This window comes from Streptomyces sp. NPDC087422, from assembly GCF_044744145.1.
GTDB lineage: Bacteria > Actinomycetota > Actinomycetes > Streptomycetales > Streptomycetaceae > Actinacidiphila.
Window position 1 is genome coordinate 1 of record NZ_JBIUXT010000009.1, and the last position, 25,184, is coordinate 25,184.

Genomic DNA, 25,184 nt, shown 5'->3' on the forward strand with positions numbered 1-25,184 from the left:
CCACCCCCGCCCAAAAAAAGTTGCGGCAACCACACCTCCAACGCCCCCACCCAACCAGAGCCCCGCGGCCTCGGGTCGATCTGGCCCCGGCGCGTCCCCCCGCCGGGGGCGGGGGGGGGGGGGGCCCCCCCCCCAGGACTCAGACACGAGCCGTACGGGCTAGCTGACGTTGACCGCCGCGTCGTCGATCAGGAACGACGTCGCGAGGGAGGCGTCCTCGGTGCCGGTGAACTTCAGGCTGACGGTCTGGCCCTTGTAGGAGGACAGGTCGACCGAGCGCTGGACGTAGCCGGTGCCCTTGTTGACGTTGGAGTAGGTGACCAGGGTCGTGCTGCCCGCCGTGAGGGTGAGCTTGTCGTACGCCGTGGTCGTGGAGGTCTCCTGGCTGCTGATGTAGAGCCAGTAGGTGAAGGTGGCGCTTGTGCACGAGGCGGGGATCGTGACCGACTGGGCGAGCGTGTCGGTGTGCGTGGTCCCGTAGCCGTTCAGCCACGCCTTGTACGAGCCGCCGTGGGACGCGGCGCCGGTGCTGTTGTCGATCACGCCCGACGTCGTCGTCCAGCCGGTGTTGCCGCTCTCGAAGCCCGGGTTGGTCAGGAGCTGCGCCGCGGTGCAGCCGCCGCCGCCCGCGCTGGTGACCGTCCAGGTGAAGGTGGCCGTACCGGTGGCGTTGGTGGAGTCCTTCGCCGTGACCGTCACGCTGGAGCTGCCGGTCGCGGTCGGGGTGCCCGAGATCAGGCCGCTGGAGGCGTTGATCGACAGACCGGCCGGCAGGCCCGTCGCGGTGTAGGTCAGCGCGCCGCCGTTGGTGGTGCTCGCCTGGATCTGGAGGCTGGCCGCCGTGTTCACCACGGTGGACTTGGCGCCCGGGTTGGTGACGGTGACGCCGCTGGGCGTGGTGACCCGGCTGCCGACGTTGATCGCCGCCCAGGTGTTGGCGACCGTGTTGTACGTGGCGCTGTTGGCGCCCCACAGGTCGGCCGCCGCGAGCAGCGACTGGGTGCGGGCCGACGCGTAGTTGGTGGTCGAGGTGAAGCGCTCGGTGAGCGCCTTGTACCAGAGCTTGAGGGCGTTGTCCCGGCCGATGCCGGGCACCGACAGACCGTCGGAGGTCGGGCTGTTGTAGCTCACACCGCCGATGACCTTGGCGCCGCTGCCCTCGGAGAGCAGGTAGAAGAAGTGGTTGGCCGGGCCCGACGAGTAGTGCACGTCGAGGCCGCCCAGGCTGGAGGACCAGTAGTCCTTCGAGCCGCCGTCCTTGCTCGGCTGGTCCATGTACCGCAACGGTGTGCCGTTGCCGTTGATGTTGATCTTCTCGCCGATGAGGTAGTCACCCGGGTCGGAGGTGTTGTTGGCGTAGAACTCCACGCCGGTGCCGAAGATGTCCGAGGTGGCCTCGTTCAGACCGCCGGACTCACCCGAGTAGTTCAGCCCCGCGGTGTTGGAGGTGACGCCGTGGCTCATCTCGTGGCCCGCGACGTCGAGCGCGGTCAGCGGGTGCGTGTTGCCGCTGCCGTCGCCGTACGTCATGCAGAAGCAGGAGTCGTCCCAGAAGGCGTTGACGTAGCTGTTGCCGTAGTGGGCGCGGGAGTACGCGGCCACACCGTCGCCGCGTATGCCGCTGCGGCCGAAGGTGTTCTTGTAGAAGTCCCAGGTCTCCTGGGCGCCGTAGGCCGCGTCCACACCGGCGGTGGTGGCGGTCGACGGGTTGCCGTCGCCCCACGTGTCGCTGGACTGCGAGAACAGCGTGCCGGTGCCGGAGGTGCCGTGGTTCAGGTTGTACGTCTTGTGGCCGCCGCGCCCGCCGTCGGTCAGCGTGTACGTCGACCCGGACTGCGTGGTGCCGATGGTGACCTGGCCGCTGTACTCACTGTTGCCGATGCCGGTCTCGATGCCCTGGTACTCGTACAGGCGGTTGCCGGTGCTCGCGTCGGTGATGACGTGGAGCTGGTTCGGCGTGCCGTCCTCCTGGAAGCCGCCGATGACGGACTCCCAGGCCAGTACGGGCGTACCGGACGCGGCCCAGATGACCTTGTGCGGCGCGCCGACCGCGGCCGGGGAGTCCGCGCCGTCCGCCTTCGCGCGGGCGAGCGCCGTGGTCTTCGCCGAGTCCGCGCTCTTGACCGCGGTCGTGCTGGCCACCGCCACCGAGGCGTTGGTCGCCTTGTCGACACCGGTGGTCGCCCCTGCGGCGTCCTGGTGCACGATCAAGTCGCCGCCGAGGACCGGCAGGCCCTGGTACGTACGCTCGTAGCGGGTGTGGACGGCGCCGTCGGTGTCCTTGGTGACGGACTTGACGACCAGCTTCTCACCCGAGCTCAGGTGCAGCGAGGACGCGGTGGCCGCGCTCTTGGTCTGCGCCTGCGAGACGAGGGTGGCCTGCTGGGCCGGGGAGAGCGATGCGGGCAGCGCACCCGCTCGCGGCTGAACATGTGTACTGGCCTGGGCCGTTGCCTGCCCGGGTACGCCTGCTGAGGCCGTACCCGCGGGCAGTGCGACCGCCAGCATCGCTGCACCGGCAATCAGCACTCCTGCTGCTGTTGCCTTGCGGGGGGATCTGCGCACTCGTCACTCCTTCTGCGGCGACCGCGGATGGGCGGTCGGTGACAGTCCGGACAGGTGGGGTTGGTGATCTGTCCGGGTAGAGCTGTGGCACTGCTGTAGTGCTGTGGCGTTGCTGTGGAACGGGGCACAGAGTGGCATCCTTTACCGGTACATGTCAGTGGCGTGGGGCAAACTTGGCCGAAAACAGTCCGTTGTTCGGTGAGCGGTGTTCGCATAGCGGTCATTTGTCATCGCGGTGTTGCGCGGAGAAGAAGTTTTTCTGCGGGCGAATGGGGTCAAGAGGGGGCCAATCCGGCCCTCTGGATCAGGCGCAGTTGGTGTCCCGGCAATACGAACCGCCCTTCGCGCGTGGCGCGAAGGGCGGTTCGTTGGCGCGGGCCGGGCGGTGCGGCGTCGCGGGGCGGGGCGGTGCGCCGATCCGGACGGGGTGATTCGCCGACACCAGCGGGGTGGTGCGCCGACGCGGGCGGGTGCCGCGTCGGCGTGGACGGCCTCGTCGTAGGGGCGCTGACGGTCAGACCAGGCTGTCCCGCCACGCCTGGTGGAGTCCGGCGAAGTGGCCGTCGTCCGCGATGAGTTCGTCCGGGGTGCCGTCCTCGACGATCCGGCCGTCGCGCATGACCAGGACCCGGTCGGCGATCTCCACGGTCGACAGCCGGTGCGCGATGATCACCGCCGTACGCCCGTTGAGCACGGTGTGCATCGCGTGCTGGACGGCCTTCTCGCCCGGCACGTCCAGCGAGGACGTCGCCTCGTCCAGGATCAGCACGCCGGGGTCGGCGAGCAACGCCCGCGCGAAGGCGACCAGTTGGCGCTGGCCCGCGGAGATACGGCCGCCGCGCTTGCGTACGTCCGTGTCGTAGCCGTCCGGCAGCGCCGCGATGAAGTCATGGGCGCCGATGGCCTTCGCGGCGGCCTCCACATCCTCGCGGGAGGCGTCCGGCCGGCCGATCGCGATGTTCTCCGCGACCGTCCCGGAGAACAGGAACGCCTCCTGCGTCACCATCACGACCCCGCGCCGCAGATCGGTCTGCGTGAGATCGCTCAACTCCACGCCGTCCAGCAGCACTCGGCCGCTGGTGGGGTCGTAGAACCTGGCCAGCAGTTTGGCGAGCGTCGACTTGCCCGCGCCGGTCGCGCCCACCACGGCGACGGTCTGCCCCGCGGGCAGCCGCAGCGAGAACCGCGGCAGCACCTCGCCGCCCGTGCGGTACGCGAAGCGCACCTCGTCGAAGACGACCTCGCGGCCCGGCAGTTCGCCCGCCCGCTCCGGCAGCGGCACCGCGCGCTCGGGCGCGGGCTCCGGCACGGTCGGCCGCTGGGCCAGCAGCCCGGCGATCTTCTCCAGTGAAGCCGCCGCGGACTGATAGGAGTTGAGGAACATGCCGAGCCGGTCGATCGGGTCGTAGAGCCGCCGCAGATACAGCACGAAGGCGGCGAGCACACCGAGCGCCATCCCGCCGTCCGCCACCCGGTACGCGCCCCACATCACGATCGCGGCGATCGTCACGTTGGCGATCACGCGGGAGCCGACGACGTAACGCGCCATCTCCAGGATCGCGTCGCCGTTGGCCCGCTCATGGCGGTGGTTCAGTTCGAGGAACGCCTCGTCGTTCGGCTCCTCGCGGCGGAACGCCTTCACCGGGCGGATGCCGTTCATCGTCTCGGTGAACTTCACGATGACGGCCGCGATGGCCGTGGACCGCTTGCGGTAGGCGACCATCGAGCGCCGCTGGTACACGCGGATCGCCACGTACAGCGGGGCGTACGACACCAGGGCCGCCAGTCCCAGCTCCCAGTCGAGGAAGATCAGCAGCGCGGTGATGTAGACCGCCGACAGCACGACCTCGATCAGCTCGTCCAGGCCGTCGTTGAGCAGTTCGCGGATCGACTCGACGTCCGAGGTGGAGCGGGAGATCAGCCGGCCCGAGGTGTAGCGCTCGTGGAAGTCCAGGCTGAGGGTCTGGGCGTGCCGGAAGATCCGGCCGCGCAGGTCGACCAGCACGTCCTGGCTGACCCGGGCGGCGACCCGGATGAAGAAGCGCTGGAGCGTGCCGGAGGCGATGCCGCAGCCCATGTAGCCGCAGGCGACCGCGATCAGCGCGCCGTGCCGGCCGTCGCGCACCGCCGGGATGGCGTGGTCGATGGCGTACGCCACCAGGAGCGGGCCCGCCTGCACGGCCGCCTGCTGGACCAGCAGCAGGATCGCGGCCAGCCAGACGCGGGCGCGGTGCGGGCCGAGGAGCGAGCGCAGGAGGGTGAACTGGGCGTTCTTCGGGGCGGGCAGGACGTCTTTGGCGAAGGGGTCGTCGGGCGGGAGCGGCGCGGCGGTGGGCTCGTCGAAGTCGTACTCCTCGGTGGCGCCGGCTTCTGTCGCGTCCTCTTTCGCCGCCCTCTCTTTCGTCGAGCCCTGTTCCGTCGCGCCCTGTTCTGTCGCGGAGGTCATCGGGCGTCGCTCCTCTCCCGCGCGGCGGAAACCTCGTCGGCCTCCCCGGTCCGTTCTTCGGCGCCGTGCTGCTCCGGCAGGTCCGGGTGCCCCTCGGCGTCCGGCTCTTCGTCGGCGCCTGACTCTTCGTCGGCACCCGGCTCTTCGTCGGCGCCCGACATCAGGTGGCGGTAGACCGCGCTGTCCCGCAGCAGTTCGGCGTGCGTGCCGACGGCCGTGATCCGGCCGTCCTCCAGCAGCGCCACCCGGTCCGCGAGCATCACCGTGGACGGGCGGTGCGCGACGACCAGCGCGGTCGTGTCGGCCAGCACCTCGCGCAGCGCGGCCTCGACCAGCGCCTCGGTGTGCACGTCGAGCGCCGACAGCGGGTCGTCCAGGACCAGGAACTGCGGGCGGCCGACCACCGCGCGGGCCAGCGCGAGCCGTTGCCGCTGCCCGCCGGAAAGGCTCAGGCCCTGCTCGCCGACCTGCGTGTCCAGGCCCTGCGGCAGCCGCTCCACGAAGCCGCACTGCGCGACGGCCAGGGCTCGTACGATGTCCGCCTCGTCGGCGCCCTCAGGGCCCGCGCCCATCGCCACGTTCTCCCGTACGGTCGCGGAGAACAGCGTCGGCTCCTCGAAGGCGACGGCGAGCAGTTCGCGCAGCCGCTTGACCGGCAGGTCGGCGATGTCCGCGCCGTCCAGGGTGATCCGGCCGCCGGTCGCCTGGTGCAGCCGGGGGAGCAGCGCGGTCAGGGTCGTCTTGCCGCTGCCGGTGGCGCCGACCAGCGCCATCGTCTCGCCGGGGCCGATGTGCAGGTCGACGCCCTTGAGGAGGTCGGGGCCCGCGTCGGGGGCGTCGGGGTAACGGAAGCGGACGGCGTGCATGCGCAGGCCGTCGCTCGGTCGTCCGGCTCCGGTGCCGTCCGTCGCCCTCGCGGCGCTTCCGTCGTCCTCGCTCCCGCTGGTGCTGCCGGTCCTGCCGGTCCTGCCGCTGCTGTCGGGTTCGGGGGTGTCCATCGCCTCGAAGTACCGGTCGGCGGCGGTGGCCGCCTCGTTGCTCATCGCGAGCAGGAAGCCGATCGACTCGACCGGCCAGCGCAGCGCGAGCGCGGTCGACAGGAACGCCACCAGGGTGCCCGCCGACAGCTTGCCGTCCGCGACCTGGAGCACACCGCACACCAGCGCGGCGCCGATCGCCACCTCGGGCAGCGTCATGATCACGGCCCAGATGTCCGAGAGGAGCCGCGCCTTGCGCATCTCGGTACGCCACAGCCCCCGGGTCTGCGCGCGGAAGGCCCGCGCCTGGCTGCGGTGCCGGCCGAACGCCTTGATGATCCGGATGCCCAGCACCGACTCCTCGACCAGCGTGGCCAGATCGCCCGCCTGGTCCTGCGCGCGGCGGGCGGCCAGCGCGTACCGCGTCTCGAAGACGGAACACATGATCATCAGTGGCACGGCGGGCGCCAGCAGCACCAGGCCGAGCAGCCAGGACTGCGCGAACAGGATCGCGAAGCCGATCAGCACGGTGACGGTGTTGACCACCAGGAAGACCAGCGGGAAGGCGAGGAACATCCGCAGGATCTGCAGGTCCATCGTCGCCCGCGAGAGCAACTGCCCCGACGCCCAGCGGTCGTGGAACTCCACCGGCAGCCGCTGGAGATGCCGGTACAGATCCGCCCGCATCGCCGCCTCGACCCCGGCCAGCGGCCGGGCCACCAGCCACCGCCTGATCCCGAACAGCAGCGCCTCCAGCAGCCCGAGCAGCAGGATCAGCCCGCCGCCGAGCCACACCCCGGCCGGATCGTGGTCCGAGACCGGGCCGTCCACCATCCACTTCAGCACCAGCGGAATCAGCAGCGCCACGCACGACGCGCCCGCGCCCACCACCGCGGACACCCCCAACCGCACCCGCACCGCCCGCACATAAGGCCAAAGGCGCAGCAGCGACCGAATCGCTGATCTCGAACGGACGGCGGGCGCGGGGTCAGTGGTCGTGGCAGACATCCCTCCCGACATTAGGCGCGACCACCGACACCGCTCACCCTGTTTTCCGCCGCGCCCACGCCCCTCCGATCTCTTCCCGCCACGGGCACGGGGCCGCCCCCGCGATCACCTGTCGCACACCATGCGAATCCTTGAAGAATTCATTACCTCGCCATGACCCGAGGCCCCCCGGACCAGACGGCGAGGCCGCCCTCCGCGTGGTCCCCGCGCCGGGGGCGGGTGAGGCCGTCGGGACTCGGCGGCGGCACCGGCCCGCTGGCGACCGTCACGGTGGACGGCAAGTCGTACGGCATCACCGCTCCGTGGACGCTCCCGGCGCCGACCCTGACCGGGGCCACGGCCACTTACGCCTCCGTGCTGCCCGACGTGGACCTCGTGGTCTCCGCGGTCGCGGACGGATTCGCCGAGAACGTGATCGTCAAGTCGCGCGCCGCCGCGCAGAATCCGCAGTCAGCGGCCCTCCGGTTTCCCGTCACGCTGAATGAGAGTCGTATTCCGGCGGCAAATGAGTATCGCGGTCGAGCCGGAAGTGCGGCCACGGAGAAAGCGAAGTGTCGAACTTGTACCGCGGGTATACGGGTACCCACGGGGGCCATGGCAGTACCCTGCTCGTGTGGCGGAAGCTGTGCGGAACGCTGGTGCGGGCAAGGTGTGGCATGAGATGCCAATTGCACCGGCACGACTGGGATGCGTACCAGTGCGGGTGCGGGGAGACGGCGAGGCGCATTCCGGAGACCTTATCGTGGCTGTTCGACGCTGCTGTGCCCGGTGACATCTTTGATCACGGCTTGGATGGCCATCTGGAAGTCCAGTCAATGCTTTTCGGGGCCGCGGTCCCAGCGGTTTCCGTAAATTTGGCCGGCTTGGGGTATGGGGTAAAGCCATTCGTGTGGAGTCATCTTATGGTTACTCTGCTCCGGTTGGTTTCTGGAGAATCACATTCGAGTGAAGTTGCAGTTGGACGTCCTGATCTGGGTGAGGAGTACATTGCCGCGGCTCAATCGGGCATTTGGCTGCTAGAACGAAGGACAGATAACCAGGATTAAGGGCTGTCCCGCTCAATGGTCAGAGTGAGCAGCAGGTCTATGGCACCGGGGCTGGCTCAGGTTTCGAGGCGGCCCGGTCACCTGGCCGATCGTCGAAGCGCTTCCCGCCACTCGTCCTTCACATCGCTGGACTCATCCAGCGCGGGATCGCGCCTTCCGCCTGGCGCATAGGCCGGGGACCGCTCTGCGCGGAGCGGCACGTGGGCGCAGTACCAGGCCCGCTCGGCCCCCGCCTGCTCGGCGTCCGTGCCTGTCCGTAGATAGTCGAGTAGTGCGCTCATGACACGGCGTCGTCCGAAGGCGTAGACGGCTGGTTCGGCGAACCAGCGGCAGAAGCTAGGGTCCGGGTCGTAGACCGCTGCGGCCATCAACGGGGCGAAGAACTCTTCGGGTAGGTAGGCGCGTTGGAGCAGTGGCTTGCGCACCGCATGGGCCAGGTGCCGTGCCCGGCGGGTTTCCGGCACGTCGGCCGCGTTCCCGAGATCCATCAGCCGCGCCACCTCGGTGGCGCATGACAGGAATGTGCGTGCAGCTGCCTCGTTGTGCTCTTCGTCATCCATGGCGGCATTTTGGACCGAATCAGGCCGGGAGGGTATGGGGCGGTGGTTGTTTCTCTGCCGAGTGAAACGATCGCAAGGACACCGTGCCTCATCGTCGGCGGGACCCTGGTGCCCACCCTCCCGTGGCTGGGGGGAGTCCGGGGCCAAGGCTGCCGTCGGCACCGCTATGACTATCGTCACGGCGGCTACCAGGACACCGGTCTGGTCATCCCGCACCGCCGCCGTAAGGGCGAAGAACTTCGCCCCGGAAGGAGAAGCACAACCGCTCCCACAAACAGGTCCGCGCTCGCGTTGAGCACACCTTCGCCCGGATGAAGAGCTGGAAGATCCTCCGCGACTGCCGCCTCAAAGGCGATGGCGTGTACCGAGCTGTGCTCGGCGTCGCCCGGCTTCACAATCTTGCTCCGACCCGGTGACTGAGGGGGTCATTCCAGTGCAGGCATGTCAGAACCGGTCGGCCTCGGCGGCCTTTGGTGACCGCACTCCAGCCGAGTCCCGTTGGCGTCGGTCACTGTGTACTCAAGGACAATCCTGGTCGGATCGCCGTTCTCGTAGGGCCACACGGTGATGCCTCCCTCCCAGACAAGGGTGGAGAACCAGACATCGAGCCCTTCGGCTTCAGGTGCGACCGTGAAGACCTCCCCAGGCTTGAGGTAGAAGTCCTCGCCGTACGGCTCGATGAACAGACAGAGATCCCTTTCACCAGCGTTCTCCACGGGAAGCTCACTGCGCCCCACTGTTCCCCCCAGCCCCCTACCGATGAACCGCTCCACCGTATCCGCCACACCGGCATCGCCGTCACCCAAGCCTTACAAACTCTCTGCGGGACAGTCCTTAGTTGAGGGAACGCGTGCCGGGGGCGTTCACGTTCCGGCGGTTCGAGTTGACGACCGGAAGCGGGTCGTACGACCTGGCCGTGCCCACCGATGACGTGGAGACGGCGCGAGGGGACGCTTCCCGTGGTCGGTGGCGCGGTGGTCGTCGAACTCGACCCAGCAGGGCGGCGGTATCTCGCCGCGCTGACCGACCTCGTCGTGGCCAGAGTGAGCCTGGTTGTACCGGCGGTCCGGGGCAACGGAATTGCCCGTTGGGGCGGGTGGTGAGGGGCCGGTCGTGATCCGCCAGACAGGCCCTACGTCGTGGGGACTCGGCGGAGGTTGCGGATGGCGGGGACGGAGAGGAGGAGGGTGCAGACGATGAGGGTGACCACGGCGCCGGTCTGGAGGACGTGGCGGGCGCCGAAGGCGGCGGAGGCGGGGCCGGCGAGGGACTGGCCGACGGGCATCATGGCGATGGAGCCGGCGACCTCGTAGGCGTGGATGCGGTTGAGGATCTCGCCGGGGACCTGGGTCTGGACGCTGGTGGCCCAGTTGACGCCCCAGTAGGCCCAGCAGATGCCGGAGCCGAAGACGCAGGCGGCGATCGCGGGGACCGGGAGGTCGAAGCCGACCGAGGCGGGCATCAGGGCGGTGCCGAAGAGGGCGATGGAGCCCGCGCGCAAGGGGCGGTCCGCGCGTACGCGCATGGCGATCAGCGCGCCGACCGCGGTGCCGCCGCCGAGGGCGGAGTTGACGAGGCCGTAGGCGCCCGCGCCGTGCTCGGGGATGATCTGACCGGCGGCGAGCGGTATGTAGGGGCCGAAGACAAAGATCATGTAGCCCATCCAGATCACGATCACCCCCCACATCCAGGTGCGCGCGCGGAACTCCCGCCAGCCCTCCGCGAGATCGGCCTTGAACGTGCCAGTGCCAGTGCCAGTGCCCGAGCCGGTGCCCGACCCCGACCCCGTCCCGGCACCCTTCTTCGCTGGAAGCGGTCGCAGCCGCAGCGCGATCAGGCACAGCGCGCTGACCAGATACGTGGACGCGTGGACGGCGAAGACGACGCCCGGTGAGGTGAAGCCGATCAGGACACCGGCGACCGCGGGCCCGGCCAGCCCCGCGACGGACTCGGCGGTACGGGTCACACCGTTGGCGCCCTGCACATCGGTGGCGACCCGCACGACCGTACTGGCCACGCCCGGCTGGAACATGGCCGCCGCCGTGCCGTTGACGACGGCGATCAGCGCCATCTCCCACAGCGTGATGTGGTGGGTGAGGAAGAGCACCGCCGCGGTGGACTGCGTGCCGACGCGTACGAGATCGGCGCCGATCATCAGCCGCCGCGCGTTGAAGCGGTCCGCGAAGACCCCGCCGAAGATGACGAATCCGGCGAAGCACGCGGTGGACGCGGCCATCACCAGGCCGATGTCACCGGCCGAGTAGCCGTACTGGATCAGGCCCGCGGACAGCGCGACCGGCAGCATCGTGTCGCCGAGCATGGCGACGGAGCGGGCCGTGAAGTAGAACCGGAAATTCGCCGACCACAGCCGCTCCTTGCCAGGGAGCGGGGACGTGCGCGGGAGGTCCACCGCGGCGTCGGACAACGGCATGAGATTCGGCTGCGAAAGCGGCTCGGCGGCATCGGCCCCGGCGCGGTCGGGGCTGGGCGCGGAAGAGGTCACCAGGACATAGTGGACTGGACCATTCGGTGTCGTCCACACCGGTCCACACCGGTCCACGCCATCCCCCGCGCCGGTCCACGCACCAGTCAACGCACCGGTCCACGCCATCCCCCGCACCGGTCAACCCCCCGGTCAACGCACCGGCCCCCGCCACCCCCCACCCCGGCCCCCGCCACCCCGCGGCACCCCCCGCCGCCCACCCGCTCCGGTGACCGAACTCACCCGCTGAGCAGCTCTTCCCGCCCCTCACCGCCGCCGCACGCCCGGTACAGCCGTACGGACCTCTCCGCCACCGCCACCTCGGAACCAGCCGCCGCACGCGCCCCCTCCGGCGCCGCCGTCTGCTCCTCCAGGGCGGTGTCGACGAGCAGTTCGTACGCCGCCGCCCACGGCGACCCCGGCAGCGTGAAAGCGGCGGGCCGCGACCCCGCGTGCGCGATCAGCAGGAAGCTGTCGTCCACGACCGCCTCCCCCCGCGCGTTCCGCTGCGGAATCTCCTGCCCCGACAGGAACATCCCCAGCGTCGAGCCCGGCGCGAACCAGTCCTCGTCCGTCATCTCCTCGCCGCGCGGCCCGAACCAGGCCAGATCGCGCAGCCCCTCCGGCGCCTGCGCGAGCCCGGAGAAGAAGCCGCCGCGCCGCAGCACCGGATGGGCCCGGCGCAGGGCGATCAGCCGCGCCGCGAGATCGGACAGCGACCGCCAGGCCGGATCGTCCGCCAGCGACCAGTCGATCCAGCTCACCTCGTTGTCCTGGCAGTACGCGTTGTTGTTGCCGCCCTGCGTCCGCCCCATCTCGTCGCCCGCGACCAGCATCGGCACCCCGGTGGACAGCAGCAGTGTGGAGAGCAGGTTGCGGATCTGGCGGCGGCGCAGCGCGCTGATGCCGGGGTCGTCGGTCGGCCCCTCGGCGCCGCAGTTCCACGACCGGTTGCCGTCGGTGCCGTCCCGCCCGTCCTCGCCGTTGGCCTCGTTGTGCTTGCGCTCGTAGCTCACCAGGTCGCGCAGGGTGAAACCGTCGTGCGCGGTGACGAAGTTGACCGAGGCGTACGGCCGCCGCCCGCCCCAGTCGTACAGGTCGCTCGACCCGGACAGCCGGTACGCCAGATCGCGTACGTCCCCGGCCGCGCCCCGCCAGAAGTCCCGTACGGTGTCGCGGAACCGGTCGTTCCACTCCGTCCACAGCGGCGGGAAGGCGCCCACCTGGTAGCCGCCGGAGCCCACGTCCCACGGCTCGGCGATCAGTTTGACCCGGCGCAGCACCGGGTCCTGGGCGATCACCGTGAGGAAGGGGGAGAGCATGTCCACGTCGTGCGTCGAGCGGGCCAGCGCCGCCGCCAGGTCGAACCGGAAGCCGTCCACGCCCATTTCGGTCACCCAGTAGCGCAGGCTGTCGGTGATCAGCCGCAGCACGTGCGGCTGGACGACGCTGAGGGTGTTGCCGCAGCCGGTGTAGTCGGCGTAGCGCCGCGCGTCCTGCTGGAGCCGGTAGTAACCGCGGTTGTCGATACCGCGCAGCGACAGCGTGGGGCCGCCCTCGCCGCCCTCGGCGGTGTGGTTGTAGACCACGTCGAGGATCACCTCGATGCCCGCCGCGTGCAGCGCCCGCACCATCCGCTTGAACTCGCCGACCTGTTCGCCGCGCGTGCCGCTCGCGCTGTACGCGGCGTGCGGCGCGAAGTAGCCGATCGAGTTGTAACCCCAGTAGTTGCGCAGCCCCTTGCGCTCCAGGTGCTCCTCGTGCGCGAAGTGGTGCACCGGCAGCAGCTCGACGGCGGTCACCCCGAGCCGGGTCAGATGGGCGATGGCCGCCGGGTGCGCGAGACCGGCGTACGTACCGCGCAGCTCCGGCGGAATGTCCGGGTGCGCCCGGGTGAAACCGCGCACGTGCAACTCGTAGATCACCGAGTCCGACCAGGGCGTCTTCGGCCGGTGGTCGTCCTCCCAGTCGTCGTCATCGTCGACCACGACGCCCTTGGGGACGTACGGCGCCGAGTCGCGGTTGTCGCGCACGGTGTCGGCGACCTGCCGCTCGGGCCAGTCGCGCACGTGCCCGTACACCTCGGGGACCAGCGTGAAGTCGCCGTCCACCGCCCGCGCGTACGGGTCGAGCAGCAGCTTCGCCGGATTCCAGCGGGCCCCGGTCCACGGGTCCCAGCGACCGCCGACCCGGTAGCCGTACCGCTGGCCCGGCAGCGCGTCCGGTACGAAGCCGTGCCATATCTCATGGGTCAGCTCGGTCAGCGGCGCCCGCGTCTCGGTGCCGTCCGCGTCGAACAGGCACACCTCGACGGACTCCGCCCCGCCCGCCCACAGCGCGAAGTTGGTGCCCGCGCGCCCGCCGGGACCGGCGTGGAAACGCGCGCCGAGCGGCTGCGCCGAGCCGGGCCACACGGTCGCGAGCCGCGGCGCCACCCGCCGGTCCGACGCACCGGACGGCAGCGATACGGAAGCCACCGGCGGATTCCGCGGTACGGCCGGGGCGAGTGCGACAGACGGGTCCCGCGGTACGGCCGGGCCCGGCACCGGCGACGGCGGCGGTACGGTCGCCACCCCCGGATCGCCTGCGGGCAGCGGAAGACCCTCCGGGCGTCCCACGACGCCGTGTTCGCGTGTCTCTGACACGTGTATGCCTCCCGCGGCTCCGAAGGACCGAGCTGTGACCAGGTGCGCTGTGCCGGCAGGGCGGGCCGGGTCCGTACCGTACGCCGGGTGTCCCTCCCCGCGTCGACGGCCGTTTCCCCGCACCCGCTGCTCCATTCATTCCCACCGGGGGGTACGGAGTCACACGGTTGATCGGTGCACGTGCCGGCGGACAGCGCGTTTCCCCGGCGGCGGTCGTCTCGTTGACGGTGCGTGAAGACAGCGGTGAGGCGCGTGCTGCGCGCGGGTGCGGGAGTGGTACTGGGTGCGACGCTGATCGCGGGCTGCGGGGGACCGGGCGGGTCCGGCGGGTCCGGCGGGACGGGCGGGGGTGACGACCGGGCGCCGAGCGCCACGTCGACCGACACCTCGACCGCCGTACCGGACGTCTCGCAGGCGGCCATCACCGTATCGCCCGGCGACGGCGCGAAGGACGTACCCGCCAGCGGGACGCTGCGCGTCACCGTCGGCCAGGGCAAGCTCACCGGGGTCACCGCCAAGAGCGCGGACGGCACCCCCGTGCCCGGCACCCTCGCCGCCGACGGCAGCGGCTGGCAGCCCACCGGACGCCTCGCGCTGGCCACCCGCTACACCGTCGACGCCTACGCGGTCGACGAGCAGGGCCGCCCGGCCGCCAAGCACGCCGACTTCACCACCCTCGTGCCGCAGCACACCTTCATCGGCTTCTTCACCCCGGAGAACGGCTCGACCGTCGGCGTCGGCATGATCGTCTCGCTGAGGTTCAACCGCCCGGTCACCGACCGCGCCGCCGTCGAACGCGCCATCACGGTCACATCCGTACCCGCCGTCACCGTCACCGGCCACTGGTTCGGCGGCCAGCGGCTCGACCTGCGCCCCGCCGACTACTGGAAGGCCGGCACCCGCGTCACCCTCCACCTGCGGCTGCGCGACGTCCAGGGCGCGCCCGGCGTCTACGGCACCCAGTCCAAGGACGTGCGGTTCACCATCGGCCGCGACCAGCGCAGCACCGTGGACGCGGTGGCGCACACCCTGGTCGTCCGGCGCGGCGGCGCGGTCGTGCGCACCCTCCCCGCCTCGACCGGCGCGCCCCAGCACACCACGTACGACGGCGTGATGGTCATCGCCGAGAAGCACGCCGTCACGCGCATGAACGGCCAGACGGTCGGCTTCGGCGGCGAATACGACATCCCGGACGTCCCGCACGCGATGCGGCTGACCAACTCCGGCACCTTCGTGCACGGCAACTACTGGTCGCCCGCCGGGGTCTTCGGCACCACCAACGTCAGCCACGGCTGCATCGGGCTGCGCGACGTCAAGGGCGGCAGCGCCACCAGCCCGGCGGGCTGGTTCTTCGACCACTCCCTGGTCGGCGACCCGATCCGCGTGACCAACTCCCATGACCGCACGGTCGCCGCCGACAACGGGATGGGCGGCTGGAATCTCAGCTGGGCCCAGTGGCAGGCGGGTTCCGCGCTGTAGCGGCGGCCCCGCCCGTCCCGCGCGCGGGCTCGCCAGTCCGCCGCCCCCGTCCCGCATGCGCGGGCTCCCCAGTCCGCCGCCCCGCCCGCGCACGCGGGCTCCCCGTCCGCCGCACCCCCACTACACCCCCGACCGGCCCCGGTCCACAGCCATCTGGGACGGAACGGTGACAATCTCGTGAGCACTCGCGCTTGTTCCGTGTGATTGTCTTGCGCTGACCAGGGGAGTTCAGGTGTTCCGGGCGGTAGGGGAGAGCAAGAGTTGAAGCCGATATTGGCTGCGCCGGGTATCAGGAGAAACGTTCTGGTGCTGGCGCTCGGAGCGTTGCTGCTGATGGTCACCGCGTGCGGTGGCGGCGGTGGCGGCGGCAAGGCCGGCAGTGGGAACGGCTCCACGTCGGCCTCGAACGGCAAGGCGAACGCGTCGGACACGGTCGCCTCGACCGCCGTCGTGACGATCCTGCCGAAGGACGGCTCGACCGAGGTGTCGACCACGGGGACGCTGAAGGTCACGGCGCAGGGCGGCAAGCTCTCGTCGGTCGTCGTGAAGGACGACAAGGGCACGGAGGTGGAGGGCGCGATCTCCGCCGACGGCGCCGGATGGGTGCCGGCCGGGCACCTGGACACGTCCACGCAGTACTCGGTGGACGCGGTCGCCAAGGACGACGCGGGACGTGAGTCCGACAAGCACTCCAGCTTCACCACGGTCACCCCGAAGAACACCTTCGTCGGTTACTACACGCCGGAGGACGGTTCGACCGTCGGCGTCGGCATGGAGGTCTTCCTCAACTTCAACCGGCCGATCACGAACAAGAAGGCCGTCGAGGAAGGCGTCAAGGTCACCGCGAGCCCGTCGGTCCCGGTCGCCGCGCACTGGTACGGCGACCAGCAGCTCTACATCCGCCCGCAGGAGTACTGGGCGGCCGGTACGAAGGTCACGCTGAGCCTCAACCTCAACGGTGTCGAGGGCGCCCCCGGCGTCTACGGCAAGCAGCACAAGGACGTCCACTTCACCGTCGGCCGCCGCCAGGTGAGCATCGTGGACGCGGCCAAGCACACCATGACCGTCTACCGCGACAACAAGGTGCTGCGCACCATCCCGATCTCCTCGGGCGCGCCGGACCACACCACGTACAACGGCAAGATGGTCATCTCCGAGAAGTACGTGACCACCCGGATGAACGGCGACACGGTCGGCTTCGGCGGTGAGTACGACATCAAGGACGTGCCGCACGCCATGCGGCTGACCACCTCGGGCACCTTCATCCACGGCAACTACTGGGCCGCGACCTCGGTCTTCGGCAACAGCAACACCAGCCACGGCTGCGTGGGTCTGCACGACGTGCGCGGCGCGGGTGACGCGAGCACCCCCGCGGCCTGGTTCTACAACCAGTCGATCATCGGTGACGTGGTGCAGGTGCAGAACTCCAAGGACAAGACCGTCCAGTGGTACAACGGCCTCAACGGCTGGAACCTCCCCTGGAGCGAGTGGACGTCCTGACCGGGTTCCGCATCAGGTTCCGCATCGGGTTCCGCCCGTGTGAGGCACCGCACGTGAGCCGCGACGGCCCGCCCCTGACCTGGGGCGGGCCGTCCGTCGTACGCTCGCCCGTATGACTGTGACCTTTGAAGTCGACGAAGGCGTCGGCACCGTCCGGCTCGACCGGCCGCCCATGAACGCCCTGGACTCCGGCACGCAGGACCGGCTCAAGGAGGTCGCCGAGGAGGCGGCGCGGCGTCCCGAGGTGCGGGCCGTGGTGGTGTGGGGCGGGGAGAAGGTGTTCGCGGCGGGCGCGGACATCAAGGAGATGCAGGCCATGTCGTACGAGGACATGGTCGACCGCTCGCGGGCGCTCCAGGAGTCCTTCACGGCGGTGGCGCGGATTCCGAAGCCGGTGGTGGCGGCCGTGACCGGTTACGCGCTCGGGGGCGGCTGCGAGCTGGCACTGTGTGCCGACTACCGGATCGCGGGCGAGAACGCGAAGCTCGGACAGCCGGAGATCCTGCTCGGTCTGATCCCGGGCGCGGGCGGCACCCAGCGGCTGTCCCGGCTGGTCGGTCCCTCGCGCGCCAAGGACCTGATCTTCACCGGCCGGATGGTGACGGCGCGGGAGGCGCTGTCGCTGGGGCTGGTGGACGAGGTCGTCCCGGCCGACGAGGTGTACGCGCGGGCGCGGGCCTGGGCGGAGCGGCTGGCGCGCGGTCCCGCGTACGCGCTGCGGGCCGCGAAGGAGGCCGTCGACGCGGGTCTCGAAACGGATCTGGAGACCGGGCTGACGATCGAACGCACCTTGTTCGCGGGGCTGTTCGCCACGGCGGACCGCGAGACGGGGATGCGCAGCTTCGTCGAGGACGGACCGGGGAAGGCCACCTTCCGCTGAGCCCGCGGATGCTGACGCGTGGTCAGCCGGGGACGGCGATCCTGCGCACATGCGGCTGAGCGTCGAACGGGTGCTCGGCTGACAGCGCGTCAGAGGTGACGCAGGGTGCGCGGCTCACCTTAAGGCAACCTTATGCCAGTCTTAAGGAATGGGAGGCCGCCACCATCCGCTGTGATGGTTGCACACGTCAACTCCACTGATCAGCGGGGCCGTTGAGGGGTGTTCTGTGCCCAGGGCATATGCCTAGTCACAGGTGTGGGGCGGCGTACTCCGTCGGACGAATTCCCCCGGTTACCCCTCGGAGCGCTGCAATTGCAGCCATCATGAAGTCATGGCGGGCCGGGGAGCATCTGAGCAGCCGCAGCGGGTGGACACCGCCGCGGGTGCGGTTCCCGTTCTCACCGACGACACGGCGGCCAAGGCCCTCGATCTGTACGGCGACCCGTCCGTCCAGGAGGTCCATCTGACCTCCCGTCCCGAATCCGCCTCCACCGCCCGGCGCCTGGCGCTCTCCGTGGTACGGGTCTGGGGCCTCCCGCAGTTCGCCGACACCGTGGAACTGCTCGTCTCCGAACTCGTGGGCAACGCCGTACGGCACACCGGGGCGCGGACGTTCGGGCTGCGGATGCACTGGCGCCGGGGCTGGGTCAGGGTCGAGGTGCGGGACCCCTCGCGGGCGCTGCCCTGCCTGCTGCCGGTCCGCGGCCTGGACGCCAGCGGCCGGGGCCTGTTCCTGGTGGACAAGCTCTCCGATCGCTGGGGCGTCGACCTCCAGCCGCGCGGCAAGACGACGTGGTTCGAACTGCGGGTCCCGGAGCGGTAGTTCGCGCCCGGCGCGGGCGTCGGGGCCGTCGTGCGGGGGTGTCGGGGCCGTACCGCCGCGACCGGCCCGGATATTGTGAAGAGGCCCTTCGCGTCGTGGTAACGACTGCGCAAGGGCCTCTTCGAACCGCCGCGAAGCAAGGGGGGTGTGGTTCGCGGCGTCTGTGGAACGGCCGAGCGCGGGTCGGTGCGGGCCGTTGAGAAGACTCTGGCACGCAGTGCCAGGCATGGTCAAACGCGTATATGGCTCACATCTGGATAAAAGAGGCATTGTGCCGCGCAAAGCAAGGGTGATGTACGCCACCCGCCTTGTAAACCATGGATAAGTACGTTCATCTTCTTCTAATGATCGGAACCCTCGGGGATGTGGGGGGTACGCCCCTGAGGAGGGGTGGGGGTAGCCCCCACACGCAATGGGGGACACACCTGATGGGCCCGCGCGCGGCCGTGCGGAAGAGTCGGTGACACGACGACGGGCGCCCTCAGCGGCCGTCACCGACACAGGAGTTGACCATGGCCGCCAGCACGGCGATCACCGGCCCGGCGGCCATCGCGTCCCCGTCCTCGCGCACCGCGGCCCTCGCCTCCTTCGTGCGCTTCGTGCTGTGCGGCGGCGGAGTCACCGTCCTCGCCAGCGGCGTCCTCCTGCTGATCGGCGACAGCGTCCCCCTCGCCCTGTCCAACGCCGTCGTCACCATCGGCTCCACGGTCCTGGCCACCGAACTCCACGGCCGCTTCACCTTCGGCCGGGGCGGCGCCACCTGGTCCGACCACTGCGCCTGCGCGCTCACCGTCCTGCTGTCGTACCTCTTCACCACCGGGGCGCTGCTCGCCTACGCCTCCGTGTATCCGTCCGGCGACGCCCTCACCCGGCAGGGCGTCTACATCGCGGCCTCCGCCCTCGCCGGCCTCGGCCGCTTCCTGCTCCTGCGGCTCGTCGTCTTCCGGCCGGCCCGCGGCGGTGTCCGGCTCGGCCGCGCGGCGGTCGCCGTCGCGGCCTGACGCCCGACCGGTGACGGCTGTCCGCGGGCTACGCGGTGGCCGCCGCCGTACGGGCGAGGGCGGCGGCCTCGCCGCGGGAGGCGACGCCGAGCTTGGCGAGGATGTTGGCGACGTGGAATTTCACGGTGGACTCGCTGATGTGGAGGGCGAGGGCGATCTCGCGGTTGCGGCGCCCGAGGGCGAGCTCTTCGAGGACCTGCCGTTCCCTCGGATGGAGGGCGTCCAGCGGCCCGGCCGCAGCGGGGGCGGCCGGGAGGTCGGGGGACAGCGGCAGGGTGACGGTGAAGGTGGAGCCCCAGCCGGGCAGGGCGTCGAGGACGAGCCGCCCGCCGAGCGCCGTGAGCCGGTCGGTGAAGCGGTGGACGGCGAGCGCCTCCGGGGCGAGCAGGCCGGGCCCGTCGTCGCGTACCAGCACGCGGAGCGTGTCCTCGTCGAGCTGCCAGCTCACATGGAGCCGCCCCAGGTCGCCCTGCTCCAGCATGGCCAGGACGGCCCCGCGTACCGCCGCCCGCGCGCCGTGGGCCACGTCGGCGGCCAGCGTACGGCGGGAGGCGGGAGGTCGCAGGTCCAGCTCGACGGGGCTGTAGCGCAGCAGCGGGCGCAGCTCGGCGGTGAGGCGGCCGAAGGCGGCGTCCGCGGGCTCCTCGCTCAGCTCCCGGTCCAGGTCGGCGCCCGCGCGCAGGTCGATCAGGGCCGCGACGGCCAGGTCCACGGCGCCGCGCCGCGCGGCGGTGTCGTCCAGCGACGCGGCGCGCAGCGTACCGAGGATCGCCGACAGTACGGAGGAGTGCGCGTCGGTCAGCTTCGCGATGGCCCGCGCCCTGGCCGCGGCGGCGGCCCGCGAACTGGCCGCCTGCGTCGGTCCTGCCTCCGCCATCCGGCGCTCCTGGTTGACGGTGACCAGGTCCCACAGGCCCTGCGCCACCGCCGTGACGTCGGCGTCCAGCGGCTCGGCCGAGGAGCGTACGACGACCAGCAGCGGGCCGGCGCCCGCGCCCGTGTCGGCGGCCTCGGTAGCTTCGGCGGGTTCGGCGAACTCACGCGCGGAGGCGACGGCGAGCACCGGGTGCGGCGCCCCGGCCAGTACCGCCTCGCCCTGCCAGGGCGCGCCCGCCGTCACCCGCCCGGCCAGGCGCGTCAGTTCGGCGCCGGTGATCCGGCCGGTCAGCTCCTCGTCCCCGAAGGCCGCCGTCGGAGTGAACGTGCAGACGGCGCTCCGCCGGGCGACCGCCCGGTGCGGCACCAGGTCGGTCAGCACCTCCGACAGCCGCCGCATGGTGTCGGGCAGCGGTGCGCGGGTGACGACCAGGGCCCGCGCGAGGGCGTCCTGCGGGCGGATTCCGTCATGGCTCGGCATGCCTCCCGAGCGTACGGCGGCGATGATGGGCGCGGACTGTCCTTTCGGCCGGGCGGAACCGTCCGAACGGCGGGCCGGGTCGGCGGCGGCCCGCGGCGATGCTGGGAAGTGCCCTGAAGGACCCCGGGGAGTGCCGGGGACACCCGGGGAGTTCCCCGGGACACCCGGGGAATGCCCGGGGACGCCCGGGGAACGCCTAGGAGGTGCCGGCGGAACGCCCGGAGAATGCCGCCGTCGCACCGGGGCGCCGCGTCTCCTCGGGCGCCCGCCAAGGCAATTGCTTCAGGTTTTCGAATGTTCTCGAATATTTCCGAGTCCTCCGAAGGATTGTGAACCCATGACGAAGTCCATCGCCTTCACCGAATACGGCTCCGCGGACGTGCTGCGCGTCGTGGACACCGACGTGCCGGAGCCGGGCCCCGGCCAGGTGCGGATCACGGTGCGCACGGCGGGCGTGAACCCGCTCGACAGCAAGATCCGCGCCGGTTACATGGAGCAGGTCTTCCCCGTGGACTTCCCGCATGTGCCGGGCCTTGAGGCGGCGGGTGTCGTCGAGGCGCTGGGCGAGGGCGTCGAGGGCCTGGCGGTCGGCGACGACGTCTTCGGCCAGACCGCCACCGGCGCCTACGCCGAGCGGGCGCTCGCCGAGGTCGCGAAGGTCGCCCTCAAGCCCGGCACGCTGAGCTGGGAGCAGGCGGCGGCGCTGCCGGTCGCGGCGGAGACCGCGTACCGCGCGCTGGACATGCTCAAGGTGCGGCCCGGCGAGACGCTGCTGATCCACGGCGCGGCGGGCGGCGTCGGCACCGTCGCCGTACAGTTCGCGGTCGCGCGCGGCGTCAAGGTCGTCGGCACGGCGAGCGAGGCCAACCACGAGCACCTGCGGGCGCTCGGCGCGGTCCCGGTCGCCTACGGGGACGGGCTGGTGGAACGGGTGCGGGCCGCCGCGCCCGAGGGGATCGACGCGGCGCTCGACGCGGCCGGGCGGGGCGACGCGCTCCAGGCGTCGGTCGAGCTGACCGGCGGCACCGAGCGGGTGCTGTCCATCGCCGACGCGCCGGGCGCGGGCAAGCTCGGCGTCCGCTTCACCTCGGGCGCCGAGGGGTACTACGGCGAGCCCGCCTTCGCGGAGGCGCTGGCGCTGTTCGCCGCGGACAAGCTGACCATCGCCGTCCACGAGGTGTTCCCGCTGGAGGCGGCGGCCGACGCGCAGCGCGCGAGCGAGGCCGGGCACCTGACCGGCAAGATCGTGCTCAAGGTGTCCGAGGGCGTCTGACCCCCGGACCCGGGGACGTGGCGTGACGGCGGGCGGTACGGGCGGGCTCCGTACCGCCCGCAGCCGTACCGCCCGCCGCCGTGTGGCCCGCGATCCCTGTGGGGTCCCCGGCCCTTGTGGGGTCCCCGGCCCCTGTGAGGTGTCCGGCCCTTGTGAGGTCCCCGATTCCTGTTAAGTTAGGGCACCCTAACCTTAATGATCAGAGGGAGTCAGGGTGAGCAGCGAGGTCTTCAGGGACGCCTGGGGCATCCCCCACCTCCGCGCGGACAGCGCCCGCGAACTCGCCTTCGCTCAAGGCCGGAACGCCGCCGTCGACCGGGCCTGGCAGCTGGAGACCGAACGGCACCGTGCGGAGGGCGGCACCGCCGCGTTCCTCGGCGCCGACGCCGTCGAGTGGGACCGCTTCGCCCGCCGCGCGCTGCTCGCCGACACCGCCCGCCGCTGCCACGCCCGGCTCGACCGGGACACCGCGCGCTGGGTCGCCGCCTACGTGGACGGCGTCAACGCCGGGCTGCCCCAAGGCGCGGCGCAGGCACCGGAGTTCGCCGCCACCGGCCTCGCACCCGGCCGCTGGCAGCCCTGGACGCCGCTGGCCGTCTGGCTCTCCACCCACATCCTCTTCGCGGGCTTCCCCGCCAAACTCTGGCGGTACGAGGCGGCCCGGCGGCTCGGCCCGGACGCCGTCGCGGCCTTCGCCACCGACGGGCCCGGCACCGCGGGCAGCAACGGCTGGCTGATCACCGGGGACCGCACCGCCACGGGCGCGGCGCTCCTCGCGGGCGACCCGCACCGCTTCATCGAGGCACCGGGCGTCTACCAGCAGATCCGCCTGGCCTGCCCGGAGTTCGACGTCGTCGGCCTCGCCGTCCCCGGCGTCCCGGGCCTCGCCCACTTCGGCCACACCGGCCGGGTCGCCTGGGCCATCACCAACGCCATGGCCGACTACCAGGACCTCTACCGCGAACACCTGCGCCGCGCCCCCGACGGCTCCGTCCGGGCCCTCGGCCCCGACGGCTGGGAGCCCGCCGCTTCCCGTACCGAGACCGTCGCCGTCGCGGACGCCGACCCCGTCCGCGTCGAGATCGTCGAGACCGCACGCGGCCCGGTGATCATCGGCGGCCCCGACGCGCCGGAGAGCCCCGACGCGCCGGGGAACCCCGACGCGCCCGAGAGCCCCGACGCGTCGGACGGCGGCGCGGACACCATCTGGAACGCCGTCAGCCTGCGCTGTCCCGCCCGCGCTGGAGCCGAACTCGGCTTCTCCGCACTGCCGTCGCTGCTGCGCGCCACCACCGTCGGCGACGTCGACCGGGCGCTGGACGGCTGGGTCGAGCCGGTCAACGTCGTGCAGGCCGCCGACACCGAGGGCGGCCTCCTGCACCGGACGGCGGGCCGGGTGCCCGTACGGCATCCGGACAACTCCCTGTACGCCGTGCCCGCGTGGCGGAAGGAGCACGCGTGGACCGGCGCCTACGCGCCTCTGCCGCGCGCCGACGTCCGCGACGGCCTCGCGGTGATGGCCAACGCGCGCGAACTGGCCGCCCCGCTCGGCACCGAATTCGCCGCGCCGCACCGCGCGCGCCGCATCCGCCGCCTTCTGGCATCCGCCGACGACTGGACGGCGGACGGCATGGGGGCGATCCACACCGACGTCCATCTCGGCTCCGCCCGCGCCCTGTTGGACCTCGTGGCCGCCCTCCAGGGCCCTGACACGCCGCCGCTGAGTCCCGCGGCCTCCGCTCTCGGCGCGCGACTCCTGCGCTGGGACCGGCGAATGGCGGCCGAGAGCACTGACGCCGCGTCATACGCCCTACTGCGGGCGGCGGTCGTCCGCGGTCTCGCCGCGCACCCCGCGCTCGCCCCGCTGGCCGAACTCGTCCATCCGCCGTCGTATCCCGCGACGTTCACGCCGTGGCTGGCACTGGTGCCCCGGGTGGCGTTCGCGCTGGAGACGCTGCTGGGCGGCGGGCTCATACCCGCGCGGGACCGGGCCGCGATCGTACGGGCCGCGCTGGAGGAGACGGCGGGGGCCGGTGCGGGGGAGGCGGGTGCGGGGGAGCGGACCTGGGGGGAACTGCACCGGCTCGCGCCCTGGCAGGCGCTGCCGCCCGACGCGTACGGGCACGCGCCCGAGGTGTGGCCGGGGCTGGCGGGGGACCACGACTGCGTGCTGTCCACGTCCAGCGTCCCCGGCATCACCCACCACAGCCTGCGCGGGCCCGCCGCCCGCTACGTATGGGATCTGGCCGACCGTGAGAACAGCCGGTGGGTCGTGCCCTTCGGAGCGAGCGGAGTGCCCGGCGGCCCGCACCACCGCGACCAGCTTCCGTACTGGCTGCGCGGCGACCTCGTCCCCGTGGTCACCGACTGGACCCGACTCACCAGGGAGACCTCTGTGCCCGAAGCCCCCGAAGCCCCGAAAGCCCCCGAAGCGCCTGCCGCTGGCCCCGCTGGAGCCGCCGCCTTTCACGGGCCGCCCGCCGGCTTCGGGACCGTCCGCTTCGTGCCCGTCGACCCCGACCGGGACATCGACCTCATCCACGCGTGGGTCACCCAGGAGCGGGGCCGGTTCTGGGGCATGGGCGACGCGACCCGCGACCAGGTGCGCGAGATCTACGCCTTCCTGGACTCGCTCGACACCCACCACGCCTACCTGGTCCGCCGCGACGACCGCCCCGTGGCCCTCTTCCAGACCTACCAGCCGGAGGCCGACCCCATCGGCGACTTCTACGACCGGCTGCCCGGCGACGTCGGCGTCCACGTCTTCGTCGGCCCCATCGACCCCGGCGCCGAACGCGAACCCGACTACACGCGGCACCTGTTGACCGCCTTCCTCGCCCACGTCTTCGCCGACCCCGCCTGCCGCCGTATCGTCGCGGAACCCGACGCCCGCAACACCCGCGCGATCGACCGTCTCCTCAGCACCGGCTTCACCCTCGGCCCCCGCGTCGAACTCCCGGACAAACCCGCTCAGTTCGTCTTCCTCACACGCGACTTGACCACTGGTTGACCAAAAGAAAGCCGATACCGCGACCGGGAACCCTTCAGGTAGCGTGAAACGTCTCTACTGATGATCAGCTGTTGATCACCGGTTCACCACCCGTGAACACCACCCGCTGAACACCACGCGCCGACGGGGGGA

At 71.5% G+C, this 25,184-nt stretch carries 15 protein-coding genes and 1 pseudogene; 8 read left to right on the plus strand and 8 right to left on the minus strand.

Annotation, left to right across the window (positions count from 1 at the left end; genetic code table 11):
* Positions 1–159: 159 nt before the first annotated feature.
* The 4 genes from ACIO6U_RS26070 to ACIO6U_RS26085 all read right to left on the minus strand — a co-directional run bounded on the left by ACIO6U_RS26070 (position 160) and on the right by ACIO6U_RS26085 (position 8,602).
* A complete protein-coding gene (locus tag ACIO6U_RS26070) occupies positions 160–2,508 on the minus strand; it encodes a M4 family metallopeptidase (protein WP_401723092.1) in 2,349 nt (782 codons plus the stop codon).
* Positions 2,509–3,079: 571 nt separating this feature from the next.
* On the minus strand, positions 3,080–5,011 hold the full coding sequence (locus ACIO6U_RS26075; protein WP_401722771.1) for an ABC transporter ATP-binding protein: 1,932 nt from the start codon (positions 5,009–5,011) through the stop codon (positions 3,080–3,082).
* Entirely contained in the window at positions 5,008–6,996 is a 1,989-nt protein-coding gene (locus ACIO6U_RS26080) for an ABC transporter ATP-binding protein (RefSeq protein WP_401722773.1), read from the minus strand. The genes ACIO6U_RS26075 and ACIO6U_RS26080 overlap by 4 nt, the downstream gene beginning before the upstream one ends.
* 1,123 nt (positions 6,997–8,119) lie before the next feature.
* Positions 8,120–8,602: a hypothetical protein gene (locus tag ACIO6U_RS26085; protein ID WP_401306250.1), complete on the minus strand. Its 483-nt coding sequence runs from the start codon at positions 8,600–8,602 to the stop codon at positions 8,120–8,122.
* A gap of 121 nt (positions 8,603–8,723) precedes the next feature.
* Between ACIO6U_RS26085 and ACIO6U_RS26090 the strand changes: the two are divergent.
* Positions 8,724–9,018, plus strand: a pseudogene (locus ACIO6U_RS26090) (transposase family protein); the annotation flags it as partial.
* A gap of 9 nt (positions 9,019–9,027) precedes the next feature.
* On the opposite strand, the gene ACIO6U_RS26095 reads toward ACIO6U_RS26090, so the two are convergent.
* From ACIO6U_RS26095 to glgX, 3 genes are all read right to left on the minus strand, one after another.
* Positions 9,028–9,408 (minus strand): hypothetical protein, encoded by a 381-nt coding sequence (locus tag ACIO6U_RS26095; RefSeq protein WP_401722777.1) that lies wholly within the window; start codon positions 9,406–9,408, stop codon positions 9,028–9,030.
* A gap of 326 nt (positions 9,409–9,734) precedes the next feature.
* Positions 9,735–11,033 (minus strand): MFS transporter, encoded by a 1,299-nt coding sequence (locus ACIO6U_RS26100; RefSeq protein ID WP_401723095.1) that lies wholly within the window; start codon positions 11,031–11,033, stop codon positions 9,735–9,737.
* 290 nt (positions 11,034–11,323) lie between these two features.
* Positions 11,324–13,561 (minus strand): glycogen debranching protein GlgX, encoded by a 2,238-nt coding sequence (gene glgX, locus ACIO6U_RS26105; RefSeq protein ID WP_391161516.1) that lies wholly within the window; start codon positions 13,559–13,561, stop codon positions 11,324–11,326.
* Positions 13,562–13,960: 399 nt separating this feature from the next.
* Between glgX and ACIO6U_RS26110 the strand changes: the two genes are divergently transcribed.
* From ACIO6U_RS26110 to ACIO6U_RS26130, 5 genes are all read left to right on the plus strand, one after another.
* Positions 13,961–15,208, plus strand: a complete 1,248-nt coding sequence (locus ACIO6U_RS26110; RefSeq protein ID WP_391161515.1) for an Ig-like domain-containing protein — start codon at positions 13,961–13,963, stop codon at positions 15,206–15,208.
* Positions 15,209–15,541: 333 nt separating this feature from the next.
* Positions 15,542–16,708, plus strand: coding sequence for an Ig-like domain-containing protein (locus ACIO6U_RS26115; protein WP_401723098.1), 1,167 nt, complete (start codon positions 15,542–15,544; stop codon positions 16,706–16,708).
* 112 nt (positions 16,709–16,820) lie between these two features.
* On the plus strand, positions 16,821–17,588 hold the full coding sequence (locus ACIO6U_RS26120; protein ID WP_391044672.1) for an enoyl-CoA hydratase-related protein: 768 nt from the start codon (positions 16,821–16,823) through the stop codon (positions 17,586–17,588).
* A gap of 331 nt (positions 17,589–17,919) precedes the next feature.
* Entirely contained in the window at positions 17,920–18,411 is a 492-nt protein-coding gene (locus ACIO6U_RS26125; protein ID WP_355349293.1) for an ATP-binding protein, read from the plus strand.
* A 512-nt stretch (positions 18,412–18,923) separates the two neighbouring features.
* Positions 18,924–19,412, plus strand: a complete 489-nt coding sequence (locus ACIO6U_RS26130) for a hypothetical protein (protein WP_401722781.1) — start codon at positions 18,924–18,926, stop codon at positions 19,410–19,412.
* Positions 19,413–19,440: 28 nt separating this feature from the next.
* Here the strand turns inward: ACIO6U_RS26130 and ACIO6U_RS26135 are convergent, their stop codons facing one another.
* Positions 19,441–20,769 (minus strand): LuxR C-terminal-related transcriptional regulator, encoded by a 1,329-nt coding sequence (locus tag ACIO6U_RS26135; protein WP_401722784.1) that lies wholly within the window; start codon positions 20,767–20,769, stop codon positions 19,441–19,443.
* Between the two features lie 337 nt (positions 20,770–21,106).
* Between ACIO6U_RS26135 and ACIO6U_RS26140 the strand changes: the two genes are divergently transcribed.
* A complete protein-coding gene (locus ACIO6U_RS26140; RefSeq protein ID WP_401722787.1) occupies positions 21,107–22,042 on the plus strand; it encodes an NADP-dependent oxidoreductase in 936 nt (311 codons plus the stop codon).
* 214 nt (positions 22,043–22,256) lie between these two features.
* On the plus strand, positions 22,257–25,052 hold the full coding sequence (locus tag ACIO6U_RS26145) for a GNAT family N-acetyltransferase (RefSeq protein WP_401722789.1): 2,796 nt from the start codon (positions 22,257–22,259) through the stop codon (positions 25,050–25,052).
* Positions 25,053–25,184: the final 132 nt, after the last annotated feature.